This window comes from Streptomyces sp. NPDC048606 (genome assembly GCF_040650855.1).
Lineage (GTDB): Bacteria > Actinomycetota > Actinomycetes > Streptomycetales > Streptomycetaceae > Streptomyces.
The window spans coordinates 185,870-205,775 of record NZ_JBEZIB010000006.1 but is presented as its reverse complement, the minus strand read 5'-3'; the positions used below and the strand labels follow the sequence as shown (position 1 = coordinate 205,775).

The following is a 19,906-nucleotide window of genomic DNA, read 5'->3' as shown; positions in this document are numbered from 1 at the left end:
GCCGTGCGGGATCGGGTGCGGGTGGTGGTGCAGAGGGGCGGCCGGGAAACGGGCCGGGCGGGGCTCGCGCGGCTGCTGTGGGCGGGCGCCGAGCTGATCACGACCGTCGGGGTGGTGGTCGCGTTGCTGGTGGTGCACCAGGTGTGGTGGACGAACCGGCAGGCCGCCGTCGCCGCCCGGGACCGGGTCCAGGCCCTGGAACGGGAGTGGGCCGCGGCCGGCGCCGCCCCCGACGGGCTCGCGGACGGGACCGGGGGAACCGGCGGGACCGACGGCGTGGACGGGGCGGACGGGGTCGGAGCCGGTGCGCTCGACCCCGGCGGCGGACCCGGTGACGCGGCCGGCTCCGGGGACGGGACCGGGGACGGGACCGGGTCGCCGACCCCGGGACCCTCCGGGCGGCCCCCCGAGAGCGGACCCCGGAGCCCGACCCGGGCCCCGACCGGCGGCCCCGCGCCGACCCGGGCCCCCGCGCGCCAGGAGACGTACGCCGTCCTGCGCATCCCGCGCCTGGGCCTGTCCGTGCCCGTCGCCGCGGGCGTCGACAAGCGGGCCGTCCTCGACAAGGGCTACGCCGGGCACTACCCCGGCACCGCCGGGCCCGGCGAACGCGGCAACTTCGCGCTCGCCGGACACCGCAACACCCACGGCGAACCGTTCCGCCGCATCGACCGGCTCCGGCAGGGCGACGAGCTGATCGTGGACGTGCGGGGGCGCCGGTACGTGTACGTGGTGGGCAAGGTGCTGGAGCGGACCACCCCGCGCGACACCGGGGTGATCGCCCCCGTGCCGCGCAGCACGGTGAGGCCGGAGTCCGGGTACGCCGAGGCCGGCTCGTACATCACGCTGACGACCTGCACGCCCGAGTACAGCTCCGCGTACCGCCTGGTGGTCTGGGGAACGCTGAGGTCGTAGCCGTCCTGTCGGCGGGTGCCGTTACCATCGATCACGAGTGCCCCGACGCGTACGGAAGTTCGGGGCGGCGACAGGAGAGGGGGTGGACCGCGTGGCCGGATCCTCCGATGGGCACCGCCCGTCCTTCTCCGCCTCCCTGTCCGTCTTCTCGCTCCTCTCGCGGGCCCGGCGGGCCCCGCGCCTGCTCCTCGGCCTGTTCCTCACCCTGCTGCTCCTCGGCGGGGCGCTCGGCCTGATGGCGGGGGAGGGCGGGCTCGCGGGCGCCGTCGTCACCCTGGCCGTCGCCGTCGCGGCGGGCGCGGCGGCCCTGACCGCCCGCCTCGTGCGGCCCGTGCCGCCGCACCGCATACGCACCGCGATCCGTGATCGCGAGCGGCGCACGGCGTTCCTGCCGCAGCGCGATCCCGACGCCTCGGGCCGATCCAGGCCCCGGGCTCCCGGCCGTCCCCTCCCGACGGCCGCGTAGGGGCGATCGGTTCCTCCCGTTCCTCCGCGACCCCGGACCACCACGACCGACGGCTGATCTCCGATCACGATCACCGATCACGATCACCGCTCCGGTCCCGGGTCGCCCCCCACCGTCGTCCCTCGCGGGTCGTCACGCCGAAACGCACCTCTTTCGACGTTCGACGAGACCCCTCGGAGGGCCCACGTGTCCGTTTTCGTCAATCTTGTCTCCCAGTTGGGCCGGCTCCTGGAGCCGTTGCTCGCCGAGTCCGCGACCGCCGCCGCGATCGTGCTGTTCACCGTCCTCGTACGGCTCGCCCTGCACCCGCTGAGCCGTGCCGCCTTCCGCGGCGCGACCCCGGCGGCGGGCTGCCTTCCGCTACTGCTCCAGCTGCCGGTGTTCTTCGTGATGTACCAGGCCTTCTCCTCCGCCGACATCGGCGGGCGCGCCAACGAGCTGCTGGGTCACCGGCTGTTCGCCGCGCCCCTCGGCGCCCGCTGGACCGGGGCGCTCGCCGACGGCGGGCTCCTCGGGGGCCAGGGGCTGGTGTTCCTCGGGCTGTTCGCGGCGATCGGGGTGGTCGCCGCCTGGAGCGCGGTACGGGGCCGGCGGGCCGCCGCCGCCGCGCCGGTGCCCGCGCCCGTGCCCGCGCGAGGTCCTGCCGGCCGGGGCGCGGCCGGAGCTGCCGGGGCGCGGCCCGCGCCGACGCCCGAGCAGCTGGAGGCGATGCGCAAGCTGGGCGGCGTACTGCCCCTGATGTCGTTCGGCACGCTGATCACGGCGGCCGTCGTCCCGCTGGCCGCCGGGCTGTACCTGCTGACCACCACGGCCTGGTCGGTGGCCGAGCGGGCCTGGCTCCAGCACCGCAAGGAGCGCGCCGCGGGGCCGGCGGGTGACGGAGCCGCGCGTTCCAGTCTGTGAACAGGGTCTTGCGGATTGGTCGGACATCTTGGAGGATCAGCCAATCCTCCGATGGCCGCAACCCATCGGCCGGCCCCGGGCACGCCCGCGGGCCGACCACCCACGACCACGGGAGAATGCCCATGAAGCTGCTGCGTGTCGGACCCGTCGGGTCGGAGCGCCCCGCGCTCCTCGATGAGGACGGGATCCTGCGGGACCTGTCCGGCCTGGTCACGGATGTGGACGGCGCCCTGCTGGCCGACGACTCGGCGCTGTCGCGGGTGCGCGAGGCCGCGGCGGCCGGCGAGCTTCCCGCCCTGGACGCGGAAGGGCTGCGCCAGGGATCCCCGATCGGCCGGATCGGCAAGATCGTCGGCATCGGGCTGAACTACCACGGGCACGCGGCGGAGGTCGGCGCGGAGGCTCCGGCGGAGCCGATCGTCTTCCTGAAGTCCCCGGACACCGTCGTCGGCCCCGACGACACCGTGCTGATCCCGCGCGGCAGCGTGAAGACCGACTGGGAGGCCGAACTCGGCGTCGTCATCGGCAGCACCGCCCGCTACCTCGACTCCGCGGAGCAGGGCCTCGCGCACGTCGGCGGCTACGTGCTGGCCAACGACGTCACGGAGCGCGCGTTCCAGACCGAGCGCGGCGGCACCTGGGACAAGGGCAAGAACTGCGAGACCTTCACCCCGCTCGGCCCCTGGCTGGTCACCGCCGACGAGATCCCCGACCCCCAGGTCCTCGACGTACGGCTGTGGGTCAACGGCGAGCGGAAGCAGGACGGGCACACCTCGGACCAGATCTTCGCCGTCGGCGAGGTCGTCCGGTACCTGAGCCACTTCATGACCCTGTACCCGGGCGACGTCATCGTCACCGGCACCCCGGCCGGTGTGGCCGCGGGGCAGCCGGAGCCGAAGCCGTTCCTGCGGGCCGGTGACGTGGTCGAGGTGGAGATCGAGGGCCTCGGGCGCCAGCGCCAGGAGTTCAAGAGCGCCTGATCGGGGCGCGTGCCGCGAAGGTTCCACGGGTGAGGGGCGGGCTGCCACGGGCGGCCCGCCCCTCACTCCTTCCCCGGCGCGGGGGGAGCGGATCAACCCCGGTCGGGGCCGGGGGGAGCGGATCAGCCCCGGTCGGGAGCGCCCAACTCCACCACGACCCCGTCCCGCGAGGAGGTGCGCGCCGCCTCCAGGACCGCGAGGCAGTGCGCCGCCTCGTCCGCCGTGACCGGGGCCGGGCCGCCGGTGCGCAGGGCCCGCGCGACCGCCGCGTAGTAGGCCGGGTAGTCGCCCGGCACCGTCCGTACGGGTACCCCGCCGCCGGTCAGCGGGGACTCGCCGGAGCCCAGGCGCCCCCACAGGTGTTCCGGCTCCTCCCCCCACGGCTGCCCGTCGGCGCCGGGGCGCAGGCCCTCCCGCAGGGCGGCCTCCTGCGGGTCGAGGCCGTACTTGACGAACCCGGCGCGCGAGCCGAGGACGCGCAGGCGCGGGCCGAGCTGGGCGGTGGTGGCGCTGACGTAGAGGTGCGAGCGGACGCCGCCGGCGTGGGTGAGGGCGATGAAGGTGTCGTCGTCGGTCTGCGCGCCCGGGCGGCGCACGTCGGTTTCCGCGTAGACCCGTACGGCCGGGCCGAACAGCACCAGGGCCTGGTCCACGACGTGGCTGCCGAGGTCGTAGAGCAGACCGCCGATCTCCTCGGGAGCCCCGGACTCGCGCCAGCCGCCCTTGAGCCGGGGCCGCCAGCGCTCGAAGCGGGACTCGAAGCGCTGGACCTCGCCGAGCTCGCCGGCGTCGAGGAGGCGGCGCAGGGTCAGGAAGTCGTTGTCCCAGCGGCGGTTCTGGAAGACGGACAGGAAGGTGCCGGTGCGCTCGGCGAGGGCGGCGAGCGCGCGGGCCTCGTCGGCGGTCGCGGCGAGCGGCTTGTCCACGACCACCGGGATCCCGGCGTCGAGGGCGGCCGTGGCGAGCGGCACGTGGGTCTTGTTCGGGGAGGCGACGACGATCAGGTCGGGGGCGTCCGGGGTGCCCGCGCGCGCCCACACCTCGTCGACGGAGGCGGCGACGCGCACGCCCGGGTAGGCGTCGCGGGCCTGCTCCCGCCGGCCGGGGTCGGAGGTGACGACGGTGTCGAGGACCAGGCCCTCGGTGGCGTGGACGAGGGGGGCGTGGAAGACGGAGCCGGCGAGCCCGTAGCCGACGAGCGCCACGCGCAGGGGGGCGGAGGCGGCGGGGGAGTCGGTGGTGGGGGCGGTGGGGGAGGCGTTCATGCGACCACTTTGGCAACAGCGTTGCGTAAGTGCAAGGAGGGTGGACAATGGGCCTGTGAACAGGGGCGACGAATCGGGTGGACGGGGCGGGGCGAACCTGCCCGCCCTGCGCGGGCACAACGACGCGCTGCTGCTGGACCTGCTGCGCGCGGCCGGCCCGCCGGGGCTCGGCCGCGCCGAGATCGCCGACCGTACGGGGCTCACCCCGCAGGCCGTCAGCAAGATCACGGCCCGGCTCGCGGCGGAGGGGCTCGTCGCCGAGGCGGGGCGCGACGCCTCCACCGGCGGCAAGCCGCGCACGCTGCTGCGGCTGGTGCCCGGGGCCCGGCACGCGATCGGGGTGCACGTCGACCGCGACGAGCTGACGGCCGTACGGGTCGACCTCGCCGGCCGCGTCCTCGCCCGGACGGGCGGACCGCTGGACTTCGGGGCGGGCCCGGACCCGGTCGTGGACGCCGTGTGCGCGGCGGTCCTGCGGGTGCGGGGGCGCGCGGAATCGGAGACCGGACCGCTGCCCGAGCCGCTCGGGGTGGGCGTCGCCGCCCCGGGCCCGCTCGACTGGCGCGGCGGGGTGCTGGGCCCGGTGACGGGCTTCCCCCAGTGGGCGGGATACCCGCTGCGGGAGGTGCTGGAGGGGCGTCTGGGGCTGCCGGTGGTGCTGGACAAGGACACCAACGCCGGGGTCGCGGCGGCGCCCGCCGGGCCCGGAACGGCCGCCTCGGCCTACCTCCACGTCGGGACCGGCCTCGGCGCCGGGCTGCGCCTCGACGGCGCGATCCACCGGGGCGCGCGCTCGACGGCGGGGGAGTTCGGCCACCAGGTGCTGCACCTGGACGGGCCGCTCTGCCGGTGCGGGGCGCGGGGCTGCCTGGAGGTGCTCTGCCTGGAGGCGGTGGCCCGGGGGGACGTGGCTTCGGCGGCGCGGATCCTCGGGGAGGGGGCGGCCAACCTCGTCGCGCTGCTGGACGTGGACGCGGTGCTGCTCGGGGGTCGGGTGGTCGACGCCGACCCGGAGGCATTCGTGACCGGGGTGCGGGCGGCCCTGGCCGGCCGGGGCGCGGGCCACGCCGCCACCACCGTCACCCGCGCCGCCCGCGACGTGGCGGAAGGCGCCGCCGAACTGGCCCTGTCCCCCTTCTACGCCACACCGCCCCCCTTCACCCCCCGCGCCTGACGACCCGGGCCGGGGGCCGCCCTGCCTGCGCCGCAGCTCCCCGTTCCGCCCTTTCTCCGTTTCCCCGGGCTTCACCGCGGACCCCGAGCATCGAACGCCGGCAGTTCCAGCCCCGCCGGCGCTTGAGGCGGAAACGGAGAAGGGGCGGGGCGGGGGGGGCAGACCGGCCGGGGCGGCTCCGGCCCGGAGCCCGATCCCGCGCGGGCCGGAGCCCGATCCCGCACGGCCCGGAGCCCGATCCCGCGCGGGGCGCGGGCTCCGGCCCGGGGGTGGGGCCCCCGACCCCCGGCGTGGTCCCGGATACGGGACCCCGCTTGACCCTGTGCGCCGATCAGGCGTAAACCGGGAGGTCCGAGGCGCGGCGTGCCGGAGGGTTCGCGCGCGCGTGGCAGGGTGCGGACAGGCCGGGGCGATTGTCACCTCGTCCGATCATCTTTCCGTCCGGCGAGCAGCGAAGGTCTTCCATGCGACTGCGCAAAGCCCTTGCCCTCACCGCCGTCCTCCTCGTCTGTGCCGCGCCCACCGCCGCCGCGGACATCGGTACCGGCGGCGGTGCCCGCCCCGCCCCCGCGCTGCCCTCCCGCGCGCACGCCACCTGCGGCGACGGCAAGAGCCCGGCCTTCCCCATCGGCGCCCGCATCCGCGGCGGCCCCGCCGTCTACCGGGCCGGCGGCGCACCGCAGACCTGGCTGCTCGACCTCACGAACACCACCGGCGACACCTGCACCGCGATCCACCCCGTCGTCGTCCTCACCGACCAGGCCCGGGCCCTGCGCCCCGCCCACCTGCGGATGGAGTTCGACGCCCCCGGCGGCTCGTACCCCGTCAGCCTGGAACGCACCGACCGTGACGAGATCATCGCCGTGTTCGACGGCGGCGACGCCTTTCCCGGGTTCTCCGTCGGCGCCGGCGGCTCGCTCACCGTCAAGGTCCGCCTCGCGTTCTCCGGCGCCGCCCCGCACGGCGAGGTCCTGGCCGACGCCGCGCTCGTCCAGCGCAAGGGGGAGCACGGCGACGACGGGGAGTGGGTCGGCGAGGCCGGCGGCTACCGCTTCTCCGTCGAGGGCCCGGACGGGGAGTCCGCCGACGCCGCCTCCCTCGCCCACACCGGTCCGCGCGACTGGGCGTACGGGACCGCCGCGCTGGCCGCCCTCACCGCCGGCGGCGGCCTGCTGCTCGGCGCCCGCCGGCTGCGCTGATCGCGCCCGGCCGCCGCCCGGTCGCCACCGCGCGCCGCCGCCGCCCGCCGCCCGCCCGAGCCGTTCACCCGCCCCGCGTACAGTCCGAGCGTGGAAGAACGGATCCAGCCCCATCGCCCCGGTTCGCCCGTCCGCTCCGGCATCCCCGAGCACGGTCGCGTCCCCAAGTACTACGCCGTCAAGGCCCGCGTCGCGGAGCTCCTCGACGAGCTCGGGGAAGGCGGCACGCTCCCCACCGAACGCGACCTCGCCGAGCGCTACGGGGTGTCCCGCGAGACCGTCCGCCAGGCCCTGCGCGAGCTGCTCCTCGAAGGGCGGTTGCGCCGCGCCGGGCGGGGCACCGTCGTCGCCGGACCGAAGCTGGAGCAACCGCTGTCGCTGGCGAGCTACACCGAGGGCGTCCGCCGCCAGGGCCGCCGCCCCGGCCGCAACCTCATCGGCCTGGAACGCTTCCCCTGCCCGCCCGAACTGACCCGGGGCATCGGGGCCGAGATCGGCGAGCCCGTCTGGCACCTGGAGCGCGTCCTGCTGGCCGACGACGAGCGCGTCGGGCTGGAGAGCACGTACGTCCGCGTCGCCCGCGCCCCCCACCTCGACGTCGATTTCAAGCCGGACTCCTCCTTCTACGGGTACCTCCACGACCACCTCGGAATCTCCTTCGGGGACGCCGACGAGAAGCTGGAGACCGTCCTCGCCACCCCCCGCGAGGCCCTGCTGATCGGCACCCCGCCGGCGCTGCCGATGCTGCTGATCCACCGCTTCTCGCGGGACCGGGACGGCCGCCCCCTGGAGCGGGTGCGTTCGCTCTACCGTGGCGACCGGTTCAGTTTCACGACCCGCCTGAAGCCGGAGTAGCGGCACCCGATCCCACCCGTACGCACCCAAAAAGGGCACCTCAACATCACAAGACGATAACGGGTCTGGTCCAAACGTCGGAGCCTGTTCACCGACCCGTCGCCACCGCGATCCCCCCGGGTCACGGGCCCCGCCCACCGTGGTCGGCGTGAGAGTCATAGTCGTCGGAGGCGGCGTGGTCGGCACCATGCACGCCTGGCAGGCAGTGGAACGCGGCCACGAGGTCGTACAGATCGAGCGAGAAGCGGAGGCCCGTGGCGCGTCGCTACGCAATTTCGGCCAGATCTGGGTCAGTGGGCGGGCCGGGGGAGAGGAACTCGACACCGCCCTGCGCGCCCGCGAGCTCTGGGAGCGCATCGGCGCGCGGGTGCCCGGCCTGGGCTTCCGCGCCATCGGCTCCCTCACCCCCGTCCGCACCCCCCGGGAGTACGCCGTCGCCGAGGCGGCCGCCGCCCACCCCGACGCCGCCGCCCGCGGCCACGAGCTGATCACCGCCGCCGAGGCGCGGCGGATCAACCCGGCACTGCGCGGCGCGTTCGACGCGGCCCTGTGGTGCGAACGGGACGCCGCCGTCGAGCCGCGCACCGCCCAACTCCACCTGCGCGAAGCCCTGCGGGCCTCCGGCCGCCACACCTTCCTGCCCGGACGTGAGGTCCGCGAGGTCGTCGGCCCCGGAGCCGTCCGCGACGACCACGGCGACGTCCACCGCGGGGACGCCGTCGTCCTCGCCACCGGCGCCTGGCTGTCCGGCCTGGTCCGCGAACTCGCCCCCGAACTGCCCGTGCGCCGCGTACGGCTCCAGATGATGCAGACCGCCCCGCTCGGCGAACCGCTCACCACCTCGGTCGCCGACGCCGACAGCTTCCGCTACTACCCCGCCTACCGGAGCGACGCCCTCGACGCCCTGGACGCCGAACAGGCGCAGGCGCCGATCGCCGCCGCGCACCGGATGCAGCTCCTGATGGTCCAGCGCCTGGACGGCGGACTGACCATCGGCGACACCCACGAGTACGAACACCCCTTCGCGTTCGACACCCTCGAAGACCCCTACGAGCACCTCACCGAGGTGGTCGAAGCCTTCCTGGGCCGCCCGCTGCCGAAGATCAGGCACCGCTGGGCGGGCGTGTACGCGCAGTGCACCGACACCACCCGCGTCGTCCACCGCCAACAGGTGGCCGACGGCGTCTGGCTGGTGACCGGACCCGGCGGACGCGGCATGACCTGCTCGCCCGCCATAGCCGAGACCACCGCGAACGAACTGGGCTGGTGAGCCACATGACCGACACGACCGACCCGACCGACCCGACCGACCGCACCCCCACGACCGACCCGACCGGCACCGACACCGACACCGACGGCGCGAGCACCCCCCGCCACCGGCTCGTCGTCCTCGACATGGCCGGCACCACCGTCGCCGACGGCGGCCTCGTCGAGCGGGCCTTCGAGCGCGCCGCCGCCCACCTCGGCGTCGAACCCGGCAGCGCCGACCACGCCGCCAAGCTCCGCCACGTCCGCGACACCATGGGCGAGTCGAAGATCTCGGTGTTCCGCCGCCTCTTCGGCACGGAGGCCCTCGCGCGCCGGGCCAACACCGCCTTCGAGCAGGCCTACGGGGAACTCGTCGACGGCGGACTCGTCGCCCCGGTCCCCGGCGCCCGCGCCGCCATCGAGAAGCTCCGCGCCGACGGCCGCACCGTCGTCCTGACCACCGGCTTCGCCCGCGTCACCCAGGAGGCCATCCTCGACGTCCTCGGCTGGCGGGACCTCGCCGACCTCACCCTGTGCCCCGCCGATGCCGGCGGCCGGGGGCGCCCGTACCCCGACATGGTGCTGGCCGCGTTCCTGCGCACCGGCGCCGCCGCCGACGTCCGCGAGGTGGTGGTGGCCGGCGACACGGCGTACGACATGCTGAGCGGCCGGCGCGCCGGGGCCGGGATCGTCGCGGGCGTCCTCACCGGGGCCCACGACCGCGCGGCGCTCGAAGCGCACGGCGCGACCCACGTCCTGCCCTCCGTCGCCGACCTGCCCGCACTGCTGGAGCGGGAGACCCGGGCGTGAGCGGCATCCGCTTCGATTCCGTGTCCGTCGCCTACGCCGGCAACACCGTCCTGGACTCCCTCGACCTGACCGTCGAGCCCGGCGAGGTCATGGCGCTGCTGGGCCCCTCCGGCTCCGGCAAGACCACCGCCCTGCGCGCGGTCGCCGGTTTCGTACGGCCCGCCTCCGGCCGGGTGCTGATCGGCGGCCGGGACGTGACCGCCCTCCCGCCGCACAAGCGCGGCATCGGGATGGTCGTCCAGCAGTACGCGCTCTTCCCGCACCTGCGGGTCGAGGAGAACGTCGCCTTCGGCCTCAAGGCGCACAAGGCCCCCAAGGCCACGATCCCGGCCCGGGTCGCCGAGGCCCTGGAGATGACCGGCATGGCGGCGTACGCCAAGCGCCACCCCCGCGAACTGTCCGGCGGGCAGCAGCAGCGCGTCGCCATCGCCCGCGCGCTCGCCATCCGCCCCGGGGTGCTCCTGCTCGACGAGCCGCTGTCCGCCCTCGACGCGCAGTTGCGCTCCGGGATGCTCGCCGAACTGGCCCGCCTGCACCGCGAACTGCCCGACGTGTCCATGCTGTACGTCACGCACGACCAGGTGGAGGCGCTCACGCTCGCCGACCGGATCGCCGTCATGGACCGGGCCCGGCTCCAGGACTGCGGCACCCCGCAGCGGCTGTACCGGGCGCCGCGCACGGAGTTCACCGCCTCCTTCGTCGGCAACGCCAACCTGCTGCCCGTCACCGTGGCCGAACGCGGCGCGGTCTTCGAGGGCCGGACGCTGACCCTCGATCGGGGGCGCGCCGCCCCGGGCGCCGCGGCCACCCTGTGCGTACGGCCGCACCTGATCGGCCTCGGGGCCGGCCCGAACGCGCTGCGCGGCAGGATCACCGAGGTCCAGTGGCGGGGCTCCACGCACCGGCTCCACGTCGACGTGGCCGGCCACGGGCTCAAGGCGGACCTGCCCGAGCTGCGCGAGACCCCGGCCCTCGGCGACGAGGTGACCCTGCACTTCGAGCCCCGCGACGCCGTGCTGCTGGCGGCGGGGGTGTCGGATGCCTGACACCTCGCACCGGGCCGCGCCCCCGCCGGCCGCCACCGCGCGACCCGCCGTCCCCGGACCCACCACCGACCCCACCCCCACCCCCGGGCGCGACCCCGCGGCCGACCCGGCTCCCACGGCCGCCGCCCCGACCCCCGCCCCCCGGCCCGGCCGGCTCCGCCTGCCGCGCGGCGCGTGGGCGGTGCCCCCCGTCGCCGTGCTCGCCCTGGTGTTCCTCTACCCCCTGGCCCTGGTGGTCCGGCAGTCCCTCACCCCCGAGGGCGGCGGCGGGGCCTTCGACGCCTACGCCTCCGTGTTCGCCTCCACCGCCTTCCACGAGGCCCTCGGCACCACCGTGTGGCTGGCCGTCGGATCCACCGTCGGCTGCCTGGTCCTCGGCTTCACCCTCGCCCTGATCATCGCCTTCGTCCCCTTCCCCGGGGCGAGGGCCGCCGCCAGGTTCATCGACGTCTTCCTCTCCTTCCCCTCCTTCCTCATCACCCTCGCCCTCCTCTTCCTCTACGGGACGGTGGGCATGGCCAACGGGCTGTGGAGCGACCTGACCGGCGCCCCCGACGGCCCCTTCCACTTCCTCACCACCCCCTGGGGCGTCCTCCTCGCGGAGATCACGTACTTCACGCCCTTCGTGATGCGCCCGCTCCTCGCCGCCTTCTCCCAACTGGACACCGCCCAGCTGGAGGTGGCCTCCTCCCTCGGCGCGGGACCGGCCCGGATCATCCGGCGGGTCATCCTCCCCGAGGCCCTGCCCGCCCTCGCCGCCGGCGGCAGCCTCGTCCTCGTCATGTGCCTCAACGAGTTCGGGATCGTCCTGTTCACCGGAGCCAAGGACGTCACCACCCTCCCGATGCTCGTCTACGGCAAGGCGATCCTCGAATCCGACTACGCGGCCGCCTGCGTGGTCGCCGTCGTCAACATCGCGATCTCCCTCGGCCTGTTCGGCCTCTACCGGGTGGTGGGCAAACGTGCTGGTGCATAGCAAGACCGGCCGCCGGGCCGCCTGGGCCCTGTTCGGCCTCCTCTTCCTGCCCCTCTTCGCCCTGCCCCTGCTCGTCGTGGTCGCCGCGTCCTTCTCGACGCACTGGTCCGGCGCCTTCCCCTCCGGCCCGACCACCGCGCACTACGCCTCCGCCGTACGCGGCGAATCCCTGCGCGCGCTCACCACCTCGCTGGTCACCGCCCTGGTCGCGAGCCTGCTCGCGCTCACCGTCGGCGGCTGGGCGGCCCTGGCCGCCGCCGGGCTGAAGGCGCGCGGGAAGCGCGTCCTGGACGCCCTGTTCATGCTGCCGGTGGCCGTGCCGTCCGTGGTCGTCGGGCTGGCCGTCCTGGTCGCCTTCAGCCGGCCCCCGCTGCTGCTCAACGGCACGAGCGCGATCGTCTTCCTGGCCCACGCCGTCCTCGTCACGGCCTTCGCCTACCAGTCCGTCTCGGCGGCCGCGGCCCGCCTCGACCCCGCCTACGAGCAGGCGGCCGCCTCCCTGGGAGCCGGGCCCGCGTACGTGCTGTGGCGGGTCAGGATCCCCCTCCTGCTGCCCTCCCTGACGGCCGCCGCCGGCCTCTGCTTCGCCCTGTCCATGGGCGAGTTGAGCGCCACGATGATGCTCTACCCGCCCGACTGGACGCCGCTTCCCGTCCGGATCTTCACCGCCACCGACCGGGGGTCGCTCTTCGCGGGCTCCGCCGTCGCCGTGGTCCTGATGGCCGCCACCCTGCTGGTCCTGTACGCGGTCTCCCGCGTCCGCACCAGAGCCACGTACCGCTGACCCCCTTCCCCGTAAGGAAGTTCCATGACCGCCAACCTGCACCCGCGCCTCGCCGCCACCGTCACCGGCGGCCTCGTCCTGGCCGCCGCACTCACCGCCTGCGGGGGCTCCGGCTCCGGCACGGACTCCGCGGCGGGCGGCGCGAAGGTCGTCACCGTCTACAGCGCCGACGGCCTCAAGAGCGAGAAGGGCGACGGCTGGTACGACAAGGTGTTCGCCGCCTTCACCCAGAAGACCGGCATCGAGGTCAAGTACGTGGAGGGCGGCTCGGGCGAGATGGTCCAGCGCGTCGTCCGCGAGAAGACCAACACCCAGGCCGACGTGCTGATCACCCTGCCCCCCTTCATCCAGCAGGCCGACGGCAAGGGGCTGCTCCAGGCCTACGCCCCGCAGGGCTCCGACAAGGTCGGCGGCGGCGACAAGGCGCCCGACGGCAAGTGGACCTCCGTCGTCAACAACTACTTCGGCTTCGTCTACAACAAGAAGGAACTCGACCGGGCCCCCAGGACCTGGGAGGAACTGCTGGACGCCAAGTACAAGGGGAAGCTCCAGTACTCCACCCCGGGCGTCGCGGGCGACGGCACGGCCGTCCTCATCAAGTCGATGCACGACTTCGGCGGCAAGGAGCCGGCGATGGAGTACCTGAAGAAGCTCCAGGCCAACAACGTCGGCCCGTCCTCCTCCACCAGCAAGCTGGCGCCGAAGACCGACAAGGGCGAGCTGCTCGTCGCCAACGGCGACGTCCAGATGAACTTCGCCCAGTCCAAGTCCATGCCGAACCTCGGCATCTGGTTCCCCGCCAGGGAGGGCGGGAAGCCCACCACCTTCGCCCTGCCGTACGCGGCCGGCCTCGTGGACCGGGCGCCGCACGCCGAGAACGGCAGGAAGCTCCTCGACTTCATGCTCGGCGAGGAGGCCCAGAAGCTGGTCAGCGAGGTCGGCGGCGGATTCCCCGCCCGCTCCGACATCAAGCCGACCGACGCCAACGCCGTCGAACTCACCAGGATCATGGCGGGTGTCGAGGTGTTCGAACCGGACTGGGCCGACATCGACGGGAACCTCACGGGCTACGTCGACGCGTGGAAGTCGGCGACCGGAAGCTGACCGGTCACTTCCCGGTCACCCCCACCCGCCAGAGTGACGCTTGCATAACGGGTCTGGACCGAAGACCGCACCTTCGGTCCGGACCCGGCGCACACCCCCTCGCACCTCTCCCACGACCACTCCCGGAGGAGTACGTGCCCACTGTCCCGTCCGGACGCGCCCTCGCCGTGGCCGCCACCGCCACGGCCCTGCTCGCCGCCGCGCTCGCCACCCCCACCACCGCCGCCGCGCTCGCCACCACCACCGCGGCCAAGGTCGCCCCCGCAGCCGGCACCGACAAGGTCCTCGTCATCGGCCTGGACGGGGTGGTCCTCGACCGCGTCAAGGCCGCGAACGCGCCCCACCTGAAGGGCCTGATGGCCCAGGGCCTGACCGCGAGGAGCTCCCTGTACGCGAACCCGATGGCCGCCACCTCCTCCGGCCCGGGCTGGTCCACCATCGCCACCGGCGTGTGGCCCGACAAGCACGGGGTGAGGGACAACTCGTTCGTCGGCAAGAACTACACGGCCCACCCCGACTTCCTGACCCGCGTCGAGAACGCCCGGCCCGCGCTCAACACCTACGCGGCCGCCGACTGGGAACCCGTCACCTCCACCGACGCGGGCGGCCCGATCTTCTCCGCCAAGGTCGACAAGAGGATCGGCCTCAAGGGCGACCGCGACGGCTACGGCAACGAGGACCCGAAGATCACCGCCGCCGCCGTCACCGAACTGCGCGACCGGGACCCCGACGCCTCCTTCGTCTACCTCGGCCAGGTCGACTCCGCCGGCCATTCCCACGGCGCCGCGAGCCCGCAGTACCTCGACGCCGTCGCCCGCGTCGACGCGATGGTCGGCCAACTGCTCACCGCCGTCCAGAGCCGCCCGACGTACGCCCGGGAGAACTGGAAGGTCCTGGTCACCACCGACCACGGCCACACCGACGCCGGCGGCCACGGCGGCTCCACCCCCGCCGAACGCGCCACCTTCGTCATCGCCAGGGGCGCCGGCATCCCCGCCGGTTCCGTGCGCGAGGACGTCAGGCTCGCCGACGTCGCCGCGACCGCCCTCGCCCACCTCGGCGTCCCCACCACCGGCCTGGACGGCGTCCCGCTCGACGCCCCCGACGCCGACCCCTTCGACACCCTGCGCCCGAACCTCCGGTCGCGGGTGGACGAGACGGGCATCCCGGCCGCGGTGAAGGGCTTCACCCGCACCCCGCCCGCCGGCTGGTCCGTCGACGATTCGCGGATGGGCACGGGCGGCGTCACCGAATGGGCCGGCTGGTCCTTCGCGACCGACGAGTTCTGGACCCAGGCCCAGCGCGACCAGTGGCGCGAGTCGAACGTCCGCTCGCGCGACGTGTTCGCCGTCGCCGACTCCGACGAGTGGGACGACAAGACCCACACCGGCACCTTCGACTCCACCCTGATCACCCCCCGGTGGCCCGTCGCCGGGGGCACCACGAAGACGCTGAGCTACCGGACGCACTACCGCCACGAGGCCGGCCAGACCGCCCAGGTCCTGGTCTCCTACGACGGCGGCGCCCCGACCGTGGTGAAGACCCACACCGCGGACGCCCTCGCCCAGGTGGAGTCCCTCGCCCTCCAGGTCCCCGCGGGCACCACCGACGTCCAGGTCCGCTTCCGCTACAGCGGGAACAACAACTGGTTCTGGGCCGTGGACGACGTCCGCCTCGGCTAGCCCGTACGGGGTAGGAGGTCCGGGCCGTGGACGCCCACCGCGTCCGCGGCCCGAGCCCGCTAGGGTAGTGGTACAGACCACAGACCCACAGGTCAGAGGCCCCCAGAGCGGAGAGAAATCCGTGGCAGAGCGCAAGCCGATCGAATCCTGGCTCACCGACATGGACGGGGTCCTCATCCACGAGGGCACGCCGATCCCCGGGGCCGACGCCTTCATCAAGCGGCTGCGTGAGTCCGGCAAGCCCTTCCTGGTGCTGACCAACAACTCCATCTACACCCCGCGCGACCTCCAGGCCCGGCTCCACCGGATGGGTCTGGACGTGCCCGTCGAGAACATCTGGACCTCCGCGCTCGCCACCGCGAAGTTCCTCGACGACCAGCGCCCCGGCGGCACCGCCTACGTGATCGGCGAGGCCGGCCTGACCACGGCGCTGCACGACATCGGCTACATCCTCACCGACCACGAGCCCGACTACGTCGTCCTCGGCGAGACCCGCACCTACAGCTTCGAGGCCATGACCAAGGCCGTCCGGCTGATCAACGGCGGCGCCCGCTTCATCTGCACCAACCCCGACGAGACCGGCCCCTCCACCGAGGGCCCGCTCCCGGCCACGGGCGCCGTCGCCGCCCTGATCACGAAGGCCACCGGCAAGAAGCCCTACTTCGCCGGCAAGCCGAACCCGCTCATGATGCGCACGGGCCTCAACGCCATCGGCGCGCACTCCGAGAGCAGCGCGATGATCGGCGACCGCATGGACACCGACGTGCTGGCCGGGCTGGAGGCGGGCATGCAGACCTTCCTCGTCCTGACCGGACTGACCTCCGTCGAGGACACCGAGAAGTTCCCCTACCGCCCGACCAAGACCGTCGACTCCATCGCCGACCTGGTCGACCTGGTCTGAGGTCGACCGGGGCCGTACGGGTGGGCCCGGTCCGGGCGCGCGCCTGCGGCATTGGTGCGTACGGCTGACTCTTACGGGCCAAGAGGGCGCCGCTCCGGATGCGGAGCGGCGCGTCGCGCGTGAATCTCCTTGTCGAGGAGGTTCACCATGCGCAGTTCTCTGCTCGCCGTCCGTGCCGTCGGGGTGGCCGTCGCCCTGGCGGCCTGCACCGTCGTGACCGCCCCCGTCGCCTCCGCCAACGAGTGGGACCGGGGAGGCGTCTCGGCGGAACCGAACCCGGCCGACCCGCGGACGGAGGTCAAGATCCGTGTCCGCGGCTGCAACGCCGACTGGGCGGTGGCGCATTCCTCCGTCTTCGTCTCCGAGGTCCGGCTCTCGTCCGGCCACGGGGACGGTCGCACCCTGTTCGGGGAGGCGCGGATCGCCGCGCACGCCCAGCCCGGCTGGCACGAGATCCGGGTGAAGTGCGGCGGCCGTGACGAGGGCCTGCGCGGGTCCATCGAGGTCCGTCGCGGCCACCACCCCGATCCCCACCGCAGTCCGGTGTGGCCGATCCACGCGGGTGGCGGCGGGATGTCGGCCGAGATCGCCGAGACCACCCGGCTCGCCGCGGCGACCAAGAAGCACCACGACACCGACGGCCCCGGCCTGCCGCACACCGTGATCGGCGCCGTCCTCGCCGCCGCGGCCACCCTGGCGGTCGCCGGCCGGGCCCTGACCCTGCGCCGTCGCCGCAACGGCGGATGAGCGGGGGCGCGGCGTGAGCGGGGGCGAGGCGAAGGCCGGCGCCGGCGGTCGGCTGCTGACCTTCGCCGCCTGGTCGGTGCTGGTGCTGGGCCTGTGGCTGTGGGGCAAGGAGATCACCGGCGTCCCGGCCGGGACGCCCGCAGGGCAGGCCGCCGCCCCGCCGGCGGCGGGGTTGCCGGTCGCGCACGTCCCGCTGTCGGCGGCGATGCCGGCACGGGTCGACGTACCGGCCATGGGCGTCCAGGCGCCCGTCATCGCCCGGGGGCTCGACGCCGAGGGGGCGATCGACCCGCCGCCCTACGAGCTGCCGGGCACCGTCGGCTGGTGGGGCGCGGGCCCCGCGCCGGGCGCGGCCGGCGCCGCGCTGATGGTGGGGCACGTCGACACGAAGTCCAAGCCGGCGGTCTTCTACGGCCTGTCCGCCCTGCGGCCGGGGGAGAAGATCCGGGTGTCGCGGGCGGACGGCACGGTCGCGGAGTTCACCGTCGAGGACGTACGGGTCCACGAGCGCGCCGGCTTCGATCCCCAGGCGGCGTACGGCCCCCGGGTCAAGGGGCGCGCGGAGTTGCGGCTGGTGACCTGCGGCGGCAGCTACGACAAGGCGGCCAAGCGGTACTCGGCGAACGTGGTGGTCTCCGCCTATCTGACGGGCGCGGGAGCCCGCGCGGGCACCGCCGCGTAGCAGGAGAGCACAAGAGGAAGCCCCTCACAGCTTTCGCTGTGAGGGGCTTCCTCTTGTCTGTGCGCCGCCAGGGACTCGAACCCCGGACCCGCTGATTAAGAGTCAGCTGCTCTAACCAACTGAGCTAGCGGCGCTTGCTGACAGGGAAAACTCTACCCCACTTCCAGTGGTGCTCATGACCGCCAGTGTGTGTTCTGTCCGATTAACCCATGTTTAGGGGTTTTGTCGTGCACGATATGTCTGGCCGGACGCGGATCTGACGCCCCACCAGACGCGTGCCCGGGCCCAGCCGTGGTGGACGAGCAGAGGAGTGGACGGATCCGCATGACGATGCAGCCTCCGATGCATGTACGGATGCCGATGCCGGCCTTCGAGGAGTTCGAGCCCGCGCGCGACTGCGTGTGCCTCGGGTGCGCCCAGCGCCGTCGGGCCCTCTCCCGGGCGCGGGCCATACCGCTACGGGACGGCGGACACCCGGCGGCGCGCGGGGCACGCCGGGCCCTGGTGCTGGCCACGGCGGCCGGTGTGGTCCTCGGTGGCGGCGGATCGGCCGCCCTCGCCGAGGCAAGGCCCCTGCCCGGCCCGGCACCGGTGGCCCTGGACGACCCCGACACCCCGCAGGGCGGCCGCGCCCCGCTGCACGGCCGACCGGCCACGGGGCAGCGCCCGGGGACGGCGCCGGGAGGACGGCCGGGCGCGCCGTCCGTGGTCAAGCGGATCGACCGGACCACGATCATCAACCGGGCCAAGGTGTGGCTGGAGGCCAAGGTCCCGTACAGCATGTCCGAGTACTGGGTGGACGGCTACCGACAGGACTGCTCGGGCTACGTCTCCATGGCCTGGAACCTCGGCACGAACGAGTGGACCGGCAGCCTCGACGCCTTCGCCACCCGCATCACCAAGGAAGAACTGCTCCCCGGCGACATGCTGCTCTTCCACAATCCGGCGGACCCCAACAAGGGCTCGCACGTGGTCCTCTTCGGCGGCTGGGTCGACGAGACGCGCACGCACTACGTCGCCTACGAGCAGACCCGCCCGACGACGCGCAAGCAGGCGACGCCCTACGCGTACTGGAACAACTCGGCGAAGTACCTCCCGTACCGGTTCAACGGGGTGACGGGCGTGACCGCGCCCGAGGCCCCGGCCCCCCAGACCCCGGCCCCCCAGGTGCCGGCCCCCCAGGTGCCCGCGCCGGGCGCCGGGCCGGTGGGCGCGACCCCCTTCCCGGGGGCGGCGAAGTTCGGCCCCGGAGCCGACAACGCCCACGTCCTCGAACTGGGCAGGATGCTGATCGGCCGGGGCGCCCTGCGCTTCTACCCCAAGGGCGCGAGCACGGTGTGGAGCGAGGCGGACCGGCTGGCCACCCAGGCCTTCCAGCGCGCGCAGGGCTGGACCGGCGCGGACGCGGACGGGATGCCCGGCGAGCACACCTGGCGGCTGCTGGTGCGCAAGGAGGGCAAGGACATCCCGCCCGAGCCGGGCCGGGCGGGACCGGCCGGGGTGCCCGCGTACCCGGGGCTGAAGGTGTTCCGCCCCGGCCAGACCCATCCGGCCGTCGCCGCCCTCGGCCGCCGCCTGCTGCAGAAGGGCTTCGGCAAGCACTACACGTCAGGTCCCGGCCCGCGCTGGAGCGAGGCCGACCGCCGCAACGTCGAGGCCTTCCAGCGCGCGCAGGGCTGGCGCGGGGCCTCGGCCGACGGCTACCCGGGCCCGGAAACCTGGCGCCGGCTGTTCGCATGACGGAGGCAACGATGTACCCGACCCGCACCACGTCGACGACGGGCACCTTCCACCCGCCCACCCGCCCGCCGGCCGCCCCCGACCAGGCCGCCGCCGCGCCGGCCGGCCGTGTGCCCGCCGCCCCCGCGCCGGTCGCTCCGGCGTCGGTCGCTCCGGCGTCGGCCACCTCCGACCCGGCCGCCGTGTCGGCCGGGGCCACGCCGGTCACTCCGGCGCCGGTCGCTCCGGCGTCGGCCGCCGCCGCGTGGGCCGGACCGACCCCGGCTGCCGCCGTGCCGCCCGGCCCCGTGTCGGCCGCCCCTGTGTCGGTCGCCGCCGCGTGGGCCGGACCGACCCCGGCTGCCGCCGTGCCGCCCGGCCCCGTGTCGGCCGCCCCTGTGTCGGTCGCCGCCGCGTGGGCCGGGCCCGCCCCGGCCACCCACGCTCCGG

At 74.6% G+C, this 19,906-nt stretch carries 19 protein-coding genes and 1 tRNA gene; 18 read left to right on the top strand and 2 right to left on the bottom strand.

The window, feature by feature from the left end; translation table 11 throughout:
- Positions 1-3: 3 nt before the first annotated feature.
- From AB0D01_RS09290 to AB0D01_RS09275, 4 genes are all read left to right on the top strand, one after another.
- Positions 4-915: a class E sortase gene (locus tag AB0D01_RS09290; RefSeq protein ID WP_363054466.1), complete on the top strand. Its 912-nt coding sequence runs from the start codon at positions 4-6 to the stop codon at positions 913-915.
- Positions 916-1,006: 91 nt separating this feature from the next.
- A complete protein-coding gene (locus tag AB0D01_RS09285; protein ID WP_363054465.1) occupies positions 1,007-1,381 on the top strand; it encodes a DUF6412 domain-containing protein in 375 nt (124 codons plus the stop codon).
- Between the two features lie 216 nt (positions 1,382-1,597).
- The gene (locus AB0D01_RS09280) at positions 1,598-2,284 is read left to right on the top strand and encodes a YidC/Oxa1 family membrane protein insertase (protein WP_363054541.1); all 687 of its coding nucleotides are present in this window, start codon (positions 1,598-1,600) and stop codon (positions 2,282-2,284) included.
- Between the two features lie 122 nt (positions 2,285-2,406).
- Positions 2,407-3,264 carry a fumarylacetoacetate hydrolase family protein gene (locus AB0D01_RS09275; RefSeq protein WP_363054464.1) on the top strand — a complete coding sequence of 286 codons (858 nt, stop codon included), beginning with the start codon at positions 2,407-2,409 and terminating at the stop codon, positions 3,262-3,264.
- Positions 3,265-3,386: 122 nt separating this feature from the next.
- Here AB0D01_RS09275 and AB0D01_RS09270 read toward each other — a convergent pair whose 3' ends face one another.
- Positions 3,387-4,529: a Gfo/Idh/MocA family oxidoreductase gene (locus AB0D01_RS09270; RefSeq protein WP_363054463.1), complete on the bottom strand. Its 1,143-nt coding sequence runs from the start codon at positions 4,527-4,529 to the stop codon at positions 3,387-3,389.
- Between the two features lie 55 nt (positions 4,530-4,584).
- Here AB0D01_RS09270 and AB0D01_RS09265 point away from each other — a divergent pair, with 55 nt between their 5' ends.
- From AB0D01_RS09265 to AB0D01_RS09205, 13 genes are all read left to right on the top strand, one after another.
- Positions 4,585-5,703 carry an ROK family transcriptional regulator gene (locus tag AB0D01_RS09265; protein ID WP_363054462.1) on the top strand — a complete coding sequence of 373 codons (1,119 nt, stop codon included), beginning with the start codon at positions 4,585-4,587 and terminating at the stop codon, positions 5,701-5,703.
- A 464-nt stretch (positions 5,704-6,167) separates the two neighbouring features.
- Positions 6,168-6,902 carry a hypothetical protein gene (locus tag AB0D01_RS09260; protein ID WP_363054461.1) on the top strand — a complete coding sequence of 245 codons (735 nt, stop codon included), beginning with the start codon at positions 6,168-6,170 and terminating at the stop codon, positions 6,900-6,902.
- Between the two features lie 90 nt (positions 6,903-6,992).
- Complete coding sequence (locus tag AB0D01_RS09255; RefSeq protein ID WP_363054460.1) at positions 6,993-7,757, top strand: GntR family transcriptional regulator; 765 nt, start codon at positions 6,993-6,995, stop codon at positions 7,755-7,757.
- Between the two features lie 148 nt (positions 7,758-7,905).
- Positions 7,906-9,027: a TIGR03364 family FAD-dependent oxidoreductase gene (locus tag AB0D01_RS09250; RefSeq protein WP_363054459.1), complete on the top strand. Its 1,122-nt coding sequence runs from the start codon at positions 7,906-7,908 to the stop codon at positions 9,025-9,027.
- Between the two features lie 5 nt (positions 9,028-9,032).
- Positions 9,033-9,815, top strand: coding sequence for a phosphonatase-like hydrolase (locus tag AB0D01_RS09245; protein WP_363054458.1), 783 nt, complete (start codon positions 9,033-9,035; stop codon positions 9,813-9,815).
- The gene (locus AB0D01_RS09240; protein ID WP_363054457.1) at positions 9,812-10,861 is read left to right on the top strand and encodes an ABC transporter ATP-binding protein; all 1,050 of its coding nucleotides are present in this window, start codon (positions 9,812-9,814) and stop codon (positions 10,859-10,861) included. Before AB0D01_RS09245 ends, AB0D01_RS09240 begins: the two co-directional genes overlap by 4 nt.
- Positions 10,854-11,837, top strand: coding sequence for a 2-aminoethylphosphonate ABC transporter permease subunit (locus AB0D01_RS09235; protein ID WP_363054456.1), 984 nt, complete (start codon positions 10,854-10,856; stop codon positions 11,835-11,837). The genes AB0D01_RS09240 and AB0D01_RS09235 overlap by 8 nt, the downstream gene beginning before the upstream one ends.
- A complete protein-coding gene (locus AB0D01_RS09230; protein ID WP_363054455.1) occupies positions 11,824-12,621 on the top strand; it encodes an ABC transporter permease subunit in 798 nt (265 codons plus the stop codon). Before AB0D01_RS09235 ends, AB0D01_RS09230 begins: the two co-directional genes overlap by 14 nt.
- A 24-nt stretch (positions 12,622-12,645) precedes the next feature.
- A complete protein-coding gene (locus AB0D01_RS09225) occupies positions 12,646-13,725 on the top strand; it encodes a 2-aminoethylphosphonate ABC transporter substrate-binding protein (RefSeq protein ID WP_363054454.1) in 1,080 nt (359 codons plus the stop codon).
- Positions 13,726-13,859: 134 nt separating this feature from the next.
- Positions 13,860-15,407, top strand: a complete 1,548-nt coding sequence (locus AB0D01_RS09220) for an alkaline phosphatase family protein (RefSeq protein ID WP_363054453.1) — start codon at positions 13,860-13,862, stop codon at positions 15,405-15,407.
- Positions 15,408-15,528: 121 nt separating this feature from the next.
- Complete coding sequence (locus AB0D01_RS09215; protein ID WP_363054452.1) at positions 15,529-16,308, top strand: HAD-IIA family hydrolase; 780 nt, start codon at positions 15,529-15,531, stop codon at positions 16,306-16,308.
- A 147-nt stretch (positions 16,309-16,455) separates the two neighbouring features.
- Entirely contained in the window at positions 16,456-17,055 is a 600-nt protein-coding gene (locus tag AB0D01_RS09210; protein WP_363054451.1) for a hypothetical protein, read from the top strand.
- Positions 17,056-17,068: 13 nt separating this feature from the next.
- A complete protein-coding gene (locus AB0D01_RS09205; RefSeq protein ID WP_363054450.1) occupies positions 17,069-17,737 on the top strand; it encodes a class F sortase in 669 nt (222 codons plus the stop codon).
- A 60-nt stretch (positions 17,738-17,797) separates the two neighbouring features.
- Here the strand turns inward: AB0D01_RS09205 and AB0D01_RS09200 are convergent.
- Positions 17,798-17,871, bottom strand: a tRNA-Lys gene (locus AB0D01_RS09200).
- Between the two features lie 220 nt (positions 17,872-18,091).
- Here AB0D01_RS09200 and AB0D01_RS09195 point away from each other — a divergent pair.
- Positions 18,092-19,477 carry a peptidoglycan-binding protein gene (locus tag AB0D01_RS09195; protein ID WP_363054540.1) on the top strand — a complete coding sequence of 462 codons (1,386 nt, stop codon included), beginning with the start codon at positions 18,092-18,094 and terminating at the stop codon, positions 19,475-19,477.
- Positions 19,478-19,906 lie beyond the last annotated feature (429 nt).

What these genes read in the sequence shown, in the direction of transcription:
- AB0D01_RS09235 (WP_363054456.1), top strand. Translation starts at nt 10,854, where the DNA reads ATGCCTGACACCTCGCACCGGGCCGCGCCCCCGCCGGCCGCCACCGCG.
- AB0D01_RS09210 (WP_363054451.1), top strand. Translation starts at nt 16,456, where the DNA reads ATGCGCAGTTCTCTGCTCGCCGTCCGTGCCGTCGGGGTGGCCGTCGCC.
- AB0D01_RS09270 (WP_363054463.1), bottom strand. Translation starts at nt 4,529, where the DNA reads ATGAACGCCTCCCCCACCGCCCCCACCACCGACTCCCCCGCCGCCTCC.
- AB0D01_RS09275 (WP_363054464.1), top strand. Translation starts at nt 2,407, where the DNA reads ATGAAGCTGCTGCGTGTCGGACCCGTCGGGTCGGAGCGCCCCGCGCTC.
- AB0D01_RS09225 (WP_363054454.1), top strand. Translation starts at nt 12,646, where the DNA reads ATGACCGCCAACCTGCACCCGCGCCTCGCCGCCACCGTCACCGGCGGC.
- AB0D01_RS09195 (WP_363054540.1), top strand. Translation starts at nt 18,092, where the DNA reads ATGCCGATGCCGGCCTTCGAGGAGTTCGAGCCCGCGCGCGACTGCGTG.
- AB0D01_RS09260 (WP_363054461.1), top strand. Translation starts at nt 6,168, where the DNA reads ATGCGACTGCGCAAAGCCCTTGCCCTCACCGCCGTCCTCCTCGTCTGT.
- AB0D01_RS09245 (WP_363054458.1), top strand. Translation starts at nt 9,033, where the DNA reads ATGACCGACACGACCGACCCGACCGACCCGACCGACCGCACCCCCACG.